The sequence below is a fragment of the Bradyrhizobium sp. T-12 genome (genome assembly GCF_058314695.1).
In genome coordinates, this window is sequence record NZ_CM177756.1 from 140,939 (window position 1) to 153,786 (window position 12,848).

The 12,848-nt window shown below is 65.6% G+C and carries 12 protein-coding genes; 9 read left to right on the forward strand and 3 right to left on the reverse strand.

What is annotated here, in order from left to right; translation table 11 throughout:
• The first annotated feature begins 200 nt into the window (after window positions 1-200).
• Window positions 201-740 (forward strand): translation initiation factor IF-3, encoded by a 540-nt coding sequence (gene infC / locus AC0WRY_RS00650; protein WP_080672213.1) that lies wholly within the window; start codon window positions 201-203, stop codon window positions 738-740.
• A gap of 145 nt (window positions 741-885) precedes the next feature.
• Here the strand turns inward: infC and AC0WRY_RS00655 are convergent, their stop codons facing one another.
• Window positions 886-1,290 carry a hypothetical protein gene (locus AC0WRY_RS00655; protein WP_194405214.1) on the reverse strand — a complete coding sequence of 135 codons (405 nt, stop codon included), beginning with the start codon at window positions 1,288-1,290 and terminating at the stop codon, window positions 886-888.
• A 271-nt stretch (window positions 1,291-1,561) separates the two neighbouring features.
• Here AC0WRY_RS00655 and rpmI point away from each other — a divergent pair, with 271 nt between their 5' ends.
• The 6 genes from rpmI (at window position 1,562) to AC0WRY_RS00685 (ending at window position 7,231) form a co-directional block, all read left to right on the forward strand.
• Window positions 1,562-1,762, forward strand: coding sequence for a 50S ribosomal protein L35 (rpmI, locus tag AC0WRY_RS00660; protein ID WP_008539890.1), 201 nt, complete (start codon window positions 1,562-1,564; stop codon window positions 1,760-1,762).
• A 78-nt stretch (window positions 1,763-1,840) separates the two neighbouring features.
• Entirely contained in the window at window positions 1,841-2,200 is a 360-nt protein-coding gene (gene rplT / locus AC0WRY_RS00665; RefSeq protein WP_194405215.1) for a 50S ribosomal protein L20, read from the forward strand.
• Between the two features lie 222 nt (window positions 2,201-2,422).
• The gene (gene pheS, locus AC0WRY_RS00670) at window positions 2,423-3,505 is read left to right on the forward strand and encodes a phenylalanine--tRNA ligase subunit alpha (protein WP_194405216.1); all 1,083 of its coding nucleotides are present in this window, start codon (window positions 2,423-2,425) and stop codon (window positions 3,503-3,505) included.
• Window positions 3,506-3,585: 80 nt separating this feature from the next.
• The gene (locus AC0WRY_RS00675; protein ID WP_194405217.1) at window positions 3,586-4,056 is read left to right on the forward strand and encodes an endonuclease domain-containing protein; all 471 of its coding nucleotides are present in this window, start codon (window positions 3,586-3,588) and stop codon (window positions 4,054-4,056) included.
• Window positions 4,053-6,461: a phenylalanine--tRNA ligase subunit beta gene (gene pheT / locus AC0WRY_RS00680; RefSeq protein WP_194405218.1), complete on the forward strand. Its 2,409-nt coding sequence runs from the start codon at window positions 4,053-4,055 to the stop codon at window positions 6,459-6,461. Before AC0WRY_RS00675 ends, pheT begins: the two co-directional genes overlap by 4 nt.
• Window positions 6,458-7,231, forward strand: a complete 774-nt coding sequence (locus AC0WRY_RS00685) for a sulfite exporter TauE/SafE family protein (RefSeq protein ID WP_194405219.1) — start codon at window positions 6,458-6,460, stop codon at window positions 7,229-7,231. The genes pheT and AC0WRY_RS00685 overlap by 4 nt, the downstream gene beginning before the upstream one ends.
• Window positions 7,232-7,257: 26 nt before the next feature.
• Here the strand turns inward: AC0WRY_RS00685 and AC0WRY_RS00690 are convergent, their stop codons facing one another.
• Window positions 7,258-8,646 (reverse strand): flavin monoamine oxidase family protein, encoded by a 1,389-nt coding sequence (locus AC0WRY_RS00690; protein ID WP_194405220.1) that lies wholly within the window; start codon window positions 8,644-8,646, stop codon window positions 7,258-7,260.
• Window positions 8,647-8,838: 192 nt separating this feature from the next.
• On the opposite strand from AC0WRY_RS00690, the gene AC0WRY_RS00695 reads away from it, so the two are divergent.
• Window positions 8,839-9,819: a YiiX/YebB-like N1pC/P60 family cysteine hydrolase gene (locus AC0WRY_RS00695; RefSeq protein WP_194405221.1), complete on the forward strand. Its 981-nt coding sequence runs from the start codon at window positions 8,839-8,841 to the stop codon at window positions 9,817-9,819.
• A 117-nt stretch (window positions 9,820-9,936) separates the two neighbouring features.
• Here the strand turns inward: AC0WRY_RS00695 and AC0WRY_RS00700 are convergent, their stop codons facing one another.
• Window positions 9,937-10,212 carry a metal-sensitive transcriptional regulator gene (locus tag AC0WRY_RS00700; protein ID WP_194405222.1) on the reverse strand — a complete coding sequence of 92 codons (276 nt, stop codon included), beginning with the start codon at window positions 10,210-10,212 and terminating at the stop codon, window positions 9,937-9,939.
• A gap of 75 nt (window positions 10,213-10,287) precedes the next feature.
• Between AC0WRY_RS00700 and AC0WRY_RS00705 the strand changes: the two genes are divergently transcribed.
• Window positions 10,288-12,747, forward strand: coding sequence for a heavy metal translocating P-type ATPase (locus AC0WRY_RS00705; protein WP_194405223.1), 2,460 nt, complete (start codon window positions 10,288-10,290; stop codon window positions 12,745-12,747).
• The last annotated feature ends 101 nt before the right edge of the window (window positions 12,748-12,848 follow it).

A 12,848-nucleotide genomic window follows, 5' to 3' on the forward strand; every position in this document is an offset into this window, starting at 1 on the left:
CGACGCAACCGGGATGCGGCTGCGCCCTTTGGGACGCTTGCGGAACAGACGCAAGGTGTCTATGTCGGTCAGCGTGCCCGGGCGTGGCCAAAATACCTCGCATTTGAGGGTTTTTCGCGTCCCGCACGAGCGACTTGCTTGCCGGCAACCGCGACTTCCTTCAAGATGGCCGCTTCTTTCACAACTTTGGAGAACCACCCATTCGCCGTCCTAATAAAGCTCCGCCCGCTGCCAGCAAAGACGGGCCGCGCATCAATGATGATATCCGCAATGCGCAGATCCAGCTGATCGACGCGGCCGGTGACAACAAAGGCACCGTCGAGACAGTTATGGCAATCCGCATGGCTCAGGAAGCCGGCATGGATCTTGTCGAGATCTCGCCGAACGTCAGCCCTCCCGTCTGCAAAATTATGGACTACGGGAAGTACAAGTATTCGGCACAGAAGAAAGCCGCCGAAGCCCGCAAGCGGCAGAAGACCGTCGAGATCAAGGAGATCAAGCTCCGCCCGATGATCGACGATCACGATTACGACGTGAAGATGCGCGCGATGCAGCGGTTCTTCGAAGAGGGCGACAAGGTCAAGATCACGCTGCGCTATCGCGGCCGCGAAATGGCGCACCAGGAGATCGGCACCAAGTTGCTGGACAAGATCAAGACCGACGTGGCCGAACTCGCCAAGGTCGAGCAGGACGCGCGATTCGAGGGCCGCCAGGTCGTCATGGTGCTGGCGCCACGCTGATTCCAGCACGTTAGGACGTTAAGAGGTTCAACGGCCCGTCCGGATTTCCGGCGGGCCGTTTTGTTTTGGCCAAGGTGCAGGCCGCGAGCGCTGCTGCACCTCGCTCGCTTGCGGGAGAGGGAGCGCACCGAGCGTCTGACGACAGCTAGGTCCGTGTCGCCTGCCAGGTGCCGCTGCAGGCGTCGCCGGAAATGACGCCCTTCCACGAGCCGGCGCCGTTGACCCCGGCGAGCCGGCCGCCACCGTTGGCATGCGACGCGCCGACCGAGACCTGGACCGCGACCGCGCCGCCGCGCCTGACCGTGCCGGAGACCCGGCCGCCGCCGGCGGACGAGACCCGGCTGCCCGTGACGGTGAAGGGCACGCTGTAGCCCGAGCTGCAATTGCCCCTCGTGGTGGCGAAGGTGACATTCCAGGTGCCGTCATAGCCGCCGGCACGGGCATCGGCGGTCGATGGCAGCGCGGCCGTGGCCAGCACAGCGAGCAGCGCCAGATGGCGCGGGCGGGCGAAACCGGTCAGAGACGAAAGCAATTGGGAAAAATGGGCCATTGTGGTCCTGCTCCAGGCGACAAACTTGGACATGAGGGCAGCATTTCCGGATAGTCGCGGGGCGGGTTCCGGTGGTTCATCGTTGCCAATTGGCTTGTCCTCTGCCATAAGCCCAGCCTTCATCGCCCGGCTGATTAAGGGCTGCCGTGGCGGTGTTTCGTGCGGGTTTCGCGCTTGTTCGTAAAACCTGAGCACAATCAACGCTCTAACGAGCATTTTTGACGGCCAGCCGCCTTCGCGGGCGGAACTCTGTGGCCATTAGGAGAGCCAAATGCCCAAGCTGAAGACCAAATCGGGCGCTAAAAAGCGCTTCAAGGTGACTGCCACCGGCAAAGTGATGCACGCCCAGCGCGGCAAGCGTCACGGCATGATCAAGCGGACGAAGAAGCAGATCCGTCAGCTCCGCGGCACCCGCGTGCTGTTCAAGACCGACGGCGACAACGTCAAGAAGTACTTCTTGCCGAACGCCTGATCGCGTCCCCGATCATTGCCAACCGTGCCGCATCTCGCGGCAATCCGATAACCAAAGTCATCTCTGAAGGATTTCGTCATGTCTCGCGTCAAACGCGGTGTGACCGCCCACGCCAAGCACAAGAAAGTCTACAAGGCCGCCAAGGGCTTCTACGGCCGCCGCAAGAACACCATCCGCGCCGCCAAGCCGGCGGTCGAGAAGGCGATGCAGTACGCCTTCCGTGACCGCAAGCGCAAGAAGCGGACGTTCCGCGCGCTCTGGATCCAGCGCATCAACGCTGCCGTCCGTCCGTTCGGCATGACCTACAGCCGGTTTATCGACGGCATGGCCAAGTCCGGGATCACCGTGGACCGCAAGGTGCTGTCGGATCTGGCGGTCAACGAGCCCGCCGCGTTCCAGGCGATCGCCGAGAAGGCCAAAGCCGCGCTGGCGGCCTGATACCGGCGCAAGCCGTCCTCCACTGTGCTCTGCGCAGCATTCAGCTTGTGATGGCCCCGGGCAGAGGCGCTTCTTGCGCCTTGATGCCCCGGCCGTCTCTCGCGCAAACACTTCTCCGACGTGGAAGCCCGGCGCATTTACGCGAAGACGCGCTTCGCGCTTCTGGGCCGGGCGTAACGGGCTAGGATCATCGGCTCAGCATCCTGGCCAAAAGGGATTGCCATGACCGATCTTGCCCAGCTCCAAGCCCAGATCATCGCCGACATCGCCGCCGCCGCCGACGAGGGCGCGCTCGAAGCCGTGCGCGTCGCAGCCCTCGGCAAGAAGGGTTCGATCTCCGCGCTGCTCGCAACGCTCGGCAAGATGTCGCCGGACGAGCGCAAGTCGCAAGGGGCCGCGATCAACCAGGCCAAGGACGAAGTCACCCAGGCGCTCGCGGCAAGGCGCGACGTCCTGAAATCGGCGGCGCTCGATGCGCGGCTGGCGTCCGAGACCGTCGACGTCACGCTGCCGCTGCGCGAGGCTCAGGCCGAAGCCGGCCGCATCCATCCGCTGAGCCAGGTCTGGGACGAGCTGACCACGATCTTCGCCGACATGGGATTCTCGGTGGCCGAAGGTCCTGACATCGAGACCGACGATTACAACTTCACCAAGCTGAATTTCCCGGAAGGCCATCCCGCGCGCGAGATGCACGACACGTTCTTCTTCCATCCGAAGGAGGACGGCTCGCGCATGCTGCTGCGGACCCACACCTCGCCGGTGCAGGTGCGCACCATGCTGAGCCAGAAGCCGCCGATCCGCGTGATCTGCCCGGGCCGTACCTACCGCATCGATTCGGACGCGACCCACACGCCGCAATTCCACCAGGTCGAAGGCCTCGTCATCGACAAGACCTCGCATCTCGGCCACCTCAAATGGATCCTGCACGAATTCTGCAAGGCGTTCTTCGAGGTCGACCACATCAACATGCGCTTCCGGCCCTCGTTCTTCCCGTTCACCGAGCCGTCGCTGGAAGTCGACATCCAGTGCCGCCGCGACAAGGGCGAGATCCGCTTCGGCGAGGGCGAGGACTGGCTCGAGATCCTCGGCTGCGGCATGGTGCATCCGAACGTGCTGCGCGCCTGCGGCATCGATCCCGACGAGTACCAGGGCTTCGCCTGGGGCATGGGCATCGACCGCATCGCCATGCTGAAATACGGCATCGCCGATTTGCGCCAGCTGTTCGACAGCGACGTCCGCTGGCTGAGCCATTACGGGTTCAAGCCGCTGGAGGTGCCGACGCTGGCTGGGGGGTTGAGCACGTGATGGCTGTGATTGGCCATACGAAAGCTCTCTCCGTTCCCTCCCCCCTTGTGGGGGAGGGTCAGGGAGGGGGGTAGCCGCGGATGCCGCACGCAGTTGTGAGCGAGCGTCAGCGCAGCAAGGCGAAGGATCTTCGCCGAGCGATGACGCGCGCCGAAACACTGCTGTGGCGTTACTTGAAAGCTAACCGCATGGATGGCGTTGGGATCCGTCGCCAGACGCCGATCGGAAACTACATCGCTGACTTCGTGTGCTTCTCCTCAAAGCTCATCATCGAACTCGATGGAGAATCCCACAATTTCGAGGAACGTCAGAAGAAGGACGAGCGTCGTGACGCGTTCTTCGCAGCTGAGGGCTTTCAGGTCCTGCGCTTCAACAACGATCAGGTGATGACGAACCTTGAGGGAGTTGTTGAGGCAATTCGCCAGGCAGCTTCCGCCGGAGCCCGCGGCTCACCCCCCTCCCTGACCCTCCCCCACAAGGGGGGAGGGAACACTGGCACCGACCAAGATCAATTCGTAAACACCGACAAGAGCCGAGGCACACAGCCATGAAATTCACCCTCTCCTGGCTGAAGGATCATCTCGAGACTGACGAGCCGCTCGACAGGCTTGCCGAGAAGCTCACCATGATCGGACTCGAGGTCGAGAACATCGAGGACAAGGCGAAGGCGCTCAAGCCCTTCACCATTGCGAAGGTGATTTCCGCCGAGCAGCATCCGAATGCGGATCGTTTACGCGTCTGCATGGTCGACACCGGCGACGGTGGCGCGCCGGTGCAGGTCGTGTGCGGCGCGCCGAATGCGCGTGCGGGTCTGGTCAGCGTGTTCTCTCCGCCCGGCACCTACATCCCCGGCAAGGACATCACGCTGGGCGTCGGCACCATCAGAGGCGTCGAGAGCCGCGGCATGCTGTGCTCGGCGGCCGAGCTGCAGATCTCCAACGATCATGACGGCATCATGGAATTGCCGGCGGATGCGCCGATCGGCGCAGGTTACGCCGAATGGGCGGCGCTCGGCGATCCCGTGGTCGAGATCAATTTGACGCCGAACCGGCAGGACTGCACCGGCGTGCACGGCATCGCGCGCGACCTCGCCGCCGCCGACATGGGCAAGTTCAAGGACCCGACCATCAAGCCGATCAAGGGCGAATTCCCCTGTCCTGTGAAAGTCACGGTTGAGGACACCTCGCTCTGTCCGGGCTTCGCGCTTCGCCTCGTGCGCGGAGTCAAGAACGGGCCGTCGCCGGAATGGCTGCAGAAGCGGCTGACGGCGATCGGCCTGCGTCCGATCAACGCGCTGGTCGACATCACCAACTTCATGACCTACGACCGCGCGCGTCCGCTGCACGTGTTCGACGCCAAGAAGGTGAAGGGCAATCTCGTCGTACGCCGCGCGCGCGAGGGCGAGAGCCTGCTGGCGCTCGACGGCCGCACCTACAATCTCGATCCCGCGATTTGCGTGATCGCGGACGAGCATGGCGTCGAATCGCTGGCCGGCATCATGGGCGGCGAGGCCTCGGGCTGCGACGAGACCACCACCGACGTGCTGATCGAATCGGCGCTGTGGAACGAGATCAACATCGCGCAGACCGGCCGCAAGCTCGGCATCAATTCCGATGCGCGCTACCGTTTCGAGCGCGGCGTCGATCCGGCCTTCATGGTGCCCGGCCTGGAGCTTGCGACGAAACTCGTGACGGAGATGTGCGGCGGCGCGCCGTCCGAGACCGTCGTGGTCGGCAAATCCTTCGGCGACGACCGCGTGATCGATTTCCCGGTCACCGAGGTGAAGCGTCTCTCCGGCATCGACGTGCCGCAAGCAGAGATGAAGCGCATCCTGACCCATCTCGGCTTCATGATGGCCGGCCCGGGGCCGGTCGTGAAGGTCGCTGTGCCGTCCTGGCGCTCCGACGTGCACGGCAAGGCCGACATCGTCGAGGAGATTGTCCGCATCTTCGGCGTCGACAAGGTCCCGATGACGCCGTTCGAGCGCGGCGAGGACGCGCGCAAGCCGGTGCTGACGCCGCTCCAGCTGCGCACGCGCCGGGCCAAGCGCGCGCTCGCGGGCCGCGGCATGGTGGAGGCGGTGACCTGGTCCTTCATCACCAAGAGCGCGGCACAGTTGTTCGGCGGCGGCCAGCGCGAGCTCGAGGTCGCCAACCCGATCGCGTCGGATCTCTCCGACATGCGCCCGACGCTGCTTGCGGGCCTGATCGCGGCGGCACAGGCGAACGCCAACCGCGGCGTGAACGATGTCGCGCTGTTCGAGGTCGGCCAGGTGTTCAAGGGCGATCGCCCGCAGGACCAGTTCATGGCCGCGAGCGGCGTCCGCCACGGCATTGCTTCGTCCGAAGGCCTGGGACGGCACTGGACCGGCTCGGCGCAGGCCGATGTGTTCGACGCCAAGGCTGATGCGCTGGCGGTGCTGGCAGCAAGCGGCGCGCCGATGCAGGCGCTGCAGATCGTGTCCGGTGGACCGTCCTGGCTGCATCCGGGCCGCTCCGGCACCATCCAGATCGGGCCGCAGAACGTGCTCGGATATTTCGGCGAGGTGCATCCGCGCGCGCTCGAAGCGCTCGGCGCCGACGGCCCGCTTGTCGTGTTCGAGGTGATCCTGGACCGTATCCCGGAAGCGAAGAAGAAGCCGACCCGCGCCAAGCCGCTGATCGAACTCTCGGCGTTCCAGCCGGTATCGCGCGACTTCGCCTTCATCGTCGATCGCACCGTGAAGACGGGCGACATCGTGCGCGCCGCGCAGGGTGTCGACAAGAAGCTCATCACCGGCGTCAACGTCTTCGACGTCTATGAGGGCAAGGGCATCGACGAGGCCAAGAAATCGATCGCGATCGCGGTGACGCTCCAGCCGCGCGAGAAGACCCTGACCGATCAGGAGATCGACGCCGTCGCGGCGAAGATCGTCGCCGAGGTCACGAAGAAGACCGGCGGCACGCTCCGCGGATGACGCTCGCTGATTTCCTCCCCAAGGACGTCAGCCTCACCATCGCGATGGCGCTCTGCGCCGTCGCTTTCGTTTCGGGCACCGCCCGCGGCTTCTCCGGCTTCGGTTCGGCGCTGATCTTCATGCCGCTCGCGAGCAGCATCGCGGCGCCGCGGCTCGTTGCGGCGCTCCTGCTCGTCATCGATTTCGTCTCGGCGGCGCCGCTGCTGCCGGACGCGTGGCGGAAGGCTGACCGCAAGGCCACCGCCGTGATCGTGCTGGGCGCGCTGGTCGGCGTCCCCGTCGGCACCTATTTCCTCAGCGTGCTCGAGCCCGTCACCACGCGCTGGATCATCTCCTGCTTCGTCACCGCGCTCCTGCTTCTGCTGCTGTCGGGCTGGCGCTATCGCGGCAAGGACCATTCCTGGCTCTCGGTCGGCATCGGCGGGCTCTCCGGCTTCTGCAGCGGCCTCGCGCAGACCGGCGGCCCGCCGATCGTCGGCTATTGGCTCGGCCGACCGATCGCGCCGATCGTCGCGCGCGCCAACATCGTGCTGTTCTTCGGCGCCTCTGATTTCTTCTCGATGATCAGTTACGCGACCACGGGCCTGATCAGCCGCGAATCGCTGGTGCTCTCGCTGATCGTCGGCCCGGTCTATGCGATCGGCGTCGCGTTCGGCGCCTCGCTGTTCGGGCGCGCGAGCGAGAAGGTGTTTCGCGGGATTTGCTACGGACTGATTGCGTTGGCGGTGATTTTTGGATTACCGGCGCTGGACGGGGTGTTGCGCCGATAATCTCCGCTGTTTTGAGGCGGAGTGCCCTATTGCCGCGGCACTCGCCGCTTCTTGGTCGATTGCGTCGGCACATCCGCCGGGTCGTCCTTGAGCGCGCCGATCTTGCGCAGGGCGGCATCCGCGGCACGCTCGCCACTTTCCCAGGCGCCGTCGACGGTGCCCCACAACGTCTCATGGGTGGCTTCGCCGGCGAGGAACACATTGCCGATCGGCTCGGTCAGAATTTTTCGCGAGAGCTGACCGCCGGGTGACGCCGCCGACATCGCGCCCATCACGTAGGGCGAGGCGTTCCAGCGCGTGACGCTGGTCTTCTGCACGGCGGCCGCCGCCTCGCTGCCAAACAGCTTCGTGATCCATTCCCTGGCAAAGGCGACCATGGCCTTCTCGCCCTGCTCGGACAGTTCGCGGCCGAACGCGCCGCCGACATCGATGGAGCAGAGCGAGGATCCCCCGATATTGGCGAACATCAGCGCCGTGCGTGTCGAATTGCTCTGCTCGATCAGGCTGTCGTCGCGCGACAGGCCGAGCGGATTGCCCGGCAATTGCAGCATGATGCGATCATAGCTGCCGAGACCGAGTTTCGACGCCGCGTCCAGCGTGCGCTTGGGAATGTCAGGCGCGAACTTGATCGCGCCAGATGTCAGCACGTTGGTCGAGACCGTGACGATGACGGCGCGCGCGGCGATCTTGCCCGCTTGCGTCTCCACACCAACGTCGCGGCTGCTCCAGGCTATGCGGCTCACCGGGCTCGACAGCGCCACCGGCGCCTGCTCGCCGAGCCTGGTGATCAGCGTGCCCAAGCCCTGACGGCAGGCGATCGCCGCGTTGCGGTCCTGCGCGCGGCCCTTGTCGATCGCGGACAGCTCCTTCAGATCCTTGCCGGCGAAGCTCGCGCCCAGCATGAACTCGGCCGCGCCCGCCCAGTCGCCGAGATCCTTCGGCAGCACGGACGCGCAGGAAGTATCGAGCTTGCCCCGCGCCGCCTCGTCGATGGCGCGGTTGGCGCGCACCAGCGCCGCCAGGAACTGCTCGGTTTCGCCCGCACGCGCGTTGCGGCGGCCGATACGCATCTTCTGGCCGGACGGCGCCGGCAGCACGTCGAGCCCGGCGCTGCGCGCCAGCCGGATCATCGGATTAGTGTCGGGATTGTGCATCCAGCGCGCACCGCGGTCGAACGGCGTGTCGAAGGTCGTGCTGTCGGTGATACAGCGGCCGCCAATTTGCGATGCCGCTTCCACCACGACGACCTTGCGGCCCGTCGCCATGATGCGCCGCGCCGCGGCGATGCCCGCAGCCCCCGCCCCGACCACGACGATGTCGGCCTCGCGCGGCAAGGGCGCGGCGCTTGCGCGCAGGACCGGCATCGCGGCAAGGCCCGCCGACGCGACAAGGAAACCGCGGCGCGTGATTGTCATGTCATGGTTTCCGAGGACTTGCGGCAAACGGGAACAGTCAGCGAACCTTGCCGCATCTGATGTTGCACGGCAACCATCATGGTGAATCAATCGTGCTTGACCTCACGGATTGATGAACCGAATGGCAACACGTTTCGACCATGATAGAGAAGGGAAAAAGACGGCCGGAAAAGGCCGTGGGGGGAGCTTGAAATGGGGACGGTCCTAGATTCAGTCGGCAAGTTGATTGCCGCGTACCTCTCCAAGGAGGTGCCCGGCTATGAGCCGTTCACGCCAAGCGACCCCGAGCACCTGCGCGGCGTCATCGAGCCCGGCGACGTGCTGCTGGTCGAGGGCAACAACCGCATCTCCGGCATCATCAAATATCTGACCCAGTCGACCTGGTCGCATGCCGCGCTCTATGTCGGTCCGGTCGAAGGCGCCGCGGAGCCCGATGGCGAGCCGCACGTGCTGATCGAGGCCAATATCGGCGAAGGCGTCACCTCGGCGCCGCTGTCGAAATATTTTCCGTATCACACCCGCGTCTGCCGCCCGGTCGGGCTGTCCTATGAGGATCGCACCACGGTCTGCCGCTATGCGATCAACCGCATCGGCTTCGGCTACGACACCAAGAACATCGTCGACCTCATGCGCTTCCTGTTTCCGCTGCCGGTGCCGCAGCGCTGGCGGCGTCGCATGATCGCGATCGGCTCGGGCGATCCGACCAAGATCATCTGCTCGGCACTGATCGCGCAGGCCTTCGACGCCGTGCGCTACCCGATCCTGCCCAAGATCACCAAGGCCGGCAGCCGCGCCGCCCGCCGCGAGATCCTGCACATCCGCGATTCCTCGCTCTACATGCCCCGCGACTTCGACATCTCGCCCTATTTCGAAGTCGTCAAACCCACCATCGTGCACGGGTTCGACTACACCGCCCTGCACTGGGCCGACAAGCAGAAGCCGCTCGAGGAGGTAGCGGGCACATTCAGTGTGTTTCCAGAAACGATCAGTGCGCCGCCGCTCGTTCCTGAAGCGATTGACCAAGAGGCGCCGGATGAGATTCCGGCTGAGCAAGTGAGTGCGGATGTTGCAGTGGCCGGAAGCGTCACTGCTTCCGAGCATGTTCCGCTGCTGAAGAAGCTGGCGATGTACCGCCCGCGTCGGCGTGGCCGCGCAAGAGAGAAAGCGGCATAGCCGCTGCGGCCCTTCCGTTCGCAGGCACGACACCGAGTGTGTTGCGGGACTTCTCCTCACGGACCGTTATTGCGATGGGCGTAGCGACGAAGCTGCGCTCGCGACAACGGTGAAAACCTACCGCTCCGCCCGTCCGATCACCGCCATCAGCTCCGCGATCTTCTCGCGCTGGTCGGTCTTGTCGCCGCTCGCGATGGCGTGCTCGACGCAATGGGCGACGTGATCCTTCAGGACTTCCTCCTCGACCCGGCGCAGCGCGGCACGCACCGCCGAGATCTGCGTCACGATGTCGATGCAGTAGCGGTCCTCCTCTACCATTTTCGAGAGGCCGCGAACCTGGCCCTCGATCCGGCCCAGGCGTTTTCCGACAGATGCCTTGATGTCCTTGCGCATGAGGTCTATATACCCCTACCGGGTATGGGTTGCAAGCCCGGATACGGGACCAGGCACAAGGGCCGGAGCATGGCAATGAACAACAACGAGCACGGGCATCATCACGACACGAACAAGCCTTCCGGATGCGGTTGTTCGAGCAAGGCGGCGCCGGCCGCCAAGCCCGCGACCTCCTCGTGCTGCGGGGGTCACGGCGATCATTCCGGCCATGCCCATCATCACACCCATGACCGCGGTGACGCCTTGACGGGGGTCAAGGACCCCGTCTGCGGCATGAGCGTCGATCCCGCGACCTCGAAGCACCGCTTTGACCATCACGGCGAGACCTTCCATTTCTGCTCGGCCGGCTGTCGCACCAAGTTCGCCGCCGATCCCGCCAAATATCTCGCCAAGGAGAAGGCGCCCGAACCCGAGATGCCCGCGGGCACGATCTACACCTGCCCGATGCACCCCGAGATCCGCCAGGTCGGTCCCGGCAGTTGCCCGATCTGCGGCATGGCGCTGGAGCCGGAAGTCGCGAGCCTGGAGAGCGGACCCAACCCCGAGCTCGCCGACATGACACGCCGGTTCTGGATCGGCGGCGCGCTGGCGCTGCCGGCCGTGGTGCTGGAGATGGGCGGCCATCTCACGGGTCCGCACAACTGGATCGACGCGACGCTCTCGAACTGGATCCAGCTCGTCTTCGCCACGCCGGTGGTGCTGTGGGCCGGCTGGCCGTTCTTCGTCCGCGGCTGGCAATCGCTGCTGACGCGCAACCTCAACATGTTCACGCTGATCGCGATGGGCACGGGCGTTGCCTATGTCTACAGCGTCCTCGGCACCGTCACGCCGCAGATCTTCCCTGCGACGTTCCGTGGCCATGAAGGCGCGGTTGCCGTCTATTTCGAGGCGGCCGCCGTCATCACCGTGCTGGTGCTGCTCGGCCAGGTGCTGGAGCTGCGCGCGCGTGACGCGACCTCGGGCGCGATCAAGGCGCTGCTGCAGCTCGCGCCGAAGACCGCGCGCCGCGTCGATGCCGATGGCAGCGAGCACGAGGTCGAGATCGATACGCTTCATGCCGGCGACCGCTTGCGCGTTCGTCCCGGCGAGAAGGTGCCGGTCGACGGCATCATCCTGGAGGGGCGCTCCTCGCTCGACGAATCCCTGGTGACGGGCGAGTCCATGCCGGTCACCAAGGAAGCCGGCGCCAAGGTCATTGCCGGCACGCTGAACCAGTCGGGCAGCTTCGTGATGCGCGCCGACAAGGTCGGCCGCGAGACGCTGCTGTCGCAGATCGTGCAGATGGTCGCGGACGCGCAGCGCTCGCGCGCGCCGATCCAGCGCCTCGCCGATCAGGTCGCCGGCTGGTTCGTTCCCACCGTGATCGTCGTCGCTCTCGTCGCGTTCGGCGCATGGGCCTGGTTCGGACCGGAGCCGCGGCTGGCCTTCGGCCTCGTCGCGGCCGTCAGCGTGCTGATCATCGCCTGCCCCTGCGCGCTGGGCCTTGCGACCCCGATGTCGATCATGGTCGGCGTCGGCCGCGGCGCGCAGGGCGGCGTGCTGATCAAGAACGCCGAAGCGCTGGAGCGGATGGAGAAGATCGACACGCTGGTGGTCGACAAGACGGGCACGCTGACCGAGGGCAAGCCCAAGGTTGTCGCGATCGTGCCGGCCGCCGGCTTTGCGGAAGATGACATCCTGCGGCTCGCGGCCAGCGTCGAGCGCGCCAGCGAGCATCCTTTGGCTGACGCGATCATGCGCGCGGCCAAGGAGAAGCAGCTCGCGCTCGGCCAGGTCGAGCACTTCGACTCGCCAACCGGCAAGGGCGCCACCGGCAAGGTCGACGGCAAGACCATCGCGCTCGGCAACGCCAGATATCTCGCCTCGATCGGAATCGACACGATAGCGCTCGACGCCGAGGCCGAGCGGCTGCGCCAGGACGGCGCGACCGTGATCAACATGGCCGTCGACGGTGCGCTTGCCGGCCTGTTCGCGATCGCCGATCCGGTCAAGGCCTCGACCCCGGAGGCGCTGAAGGCGCTGGCGGACGAAGGCATCAAGGTGATCATGCTGACCGGCGACAACCGCACCACGGCGGAAGCGGTGGCGCGCCGGCTCGGCATCTCCGAGGTCGAAGCCGAGGTGCTGCCGGACCAGAAGAGCGCGGTGGTGAGCAAGCTGCAAAAGGCCGGCCGCGTCGTCGCCATGGCCGGCGACGGCGTCAACGACGCGCCGGCGCTGGCCGCCGCCGAAGTCGGCATTGCCATGGGCACCGGCACGGATGTCGCGATGGAGAGCGCCGGCGTGACACTGCTCAAGGGCGATCTCGTCGGCATCGTCCGCGCGCGAAAACTGTCGCAGGCGACCATGAGCAACATCCGGCAAAACCTGTTCTTCGCCTTCATCTACAATGCCGCCGGCATCCCGATTGCGGCCGGCATCCTCTATCCGGCGTTCGGCCTGTTGCTCTCGCCGATCATCGCCGCGGCGGCGATGGCCCTGTCCTCGGTGAGCGTGGTCGGGAACGCGCTGCGGCTGCGCGCGACGCGGCTGTAGGGATGGCGGCGTAGCCCGGATGGAGCGCAAGCGAAATCCGGGGGCCTGCCCTCTTATTGGCACCGTCCCGGATTGCGCTTCGCTCCATCCCGGCTACGGTT

Coding starts and splice junctions, on each gene's coding strand:
- AC0WRY_RS00655 (WP_194405214.1), bottom strand. CDS start 1,290: ATGGCCCATTTTTCCCAATTGCTTTCGTCTCTGACCGGTTTCGCCCGC.
- rpmI (WP_008539890.1), top strand. CDS start 1,562: ATGCCCAAGCTGAAGACCAAATCGGGCGCTAAAAAGCGCTTCAAGGTG.
- rplT (WP_194405215.1), top strand. CDS start 1,841: ATGTCTCGCGTCAAACGCGGTGTGACCGCCCACGCCAAGCACAAGAAA.
- pheS (WP_194405216.1), top strand. CDS start 2,423: ATGACCGATCTTGCCCAGCTCCAAGCCCAGATCATCGCCGACATCGCC.
- AC0WRY_RS00675 (WP_194405217.1), top strand. CDS start 3,586: ATGCCGCACGCAGTTGTGAGCGAGCGTCAGCGCAGCAAGGCGAAGGAT.
- pheT (WP_194405218.1), top strand. CDS start 4,053: ATGAAATTCACCCTCTCCTGGCTGAAGGATCATCTCGAGACTGACGAG.
- AC0WRY_RS00685 (WP_194405219.1), top strand. CDS start 6,458: ATGACGCTCGCTGATTTCCTCCCCAAGGACGTCAGCCTCACCATCGCG.
- AC0WRY_RS00690 (WP_194405220.1), bottom strand. CDS start 8,646: ATGACAATCACGCGCCGCGGTTTCCTTGTCGCGTCGGCGGGCCTTGCC.
- AC0WRY_RS00695 (WP_194405221.1), top strand. CDS start 8,839: ATGGGGACGGTCCTAGATTCAGTCGGCAAGTTGATTGCCGCGTACCTC.
- AC0WRY_RS00700 (WP_194405222.1), bottom strand. CDS start 10,212: ATGCGCAAGGACATCAAGGCATCTGTCGGAAAACGCCTGGGCCGGATC.
- AC0WRY_RS00705 (WP_194405223.1), top strand. CDS start 10,288: ATGAACAACAACGAGCACGGGCATCATCACGACACGAACAAGCCTTCC.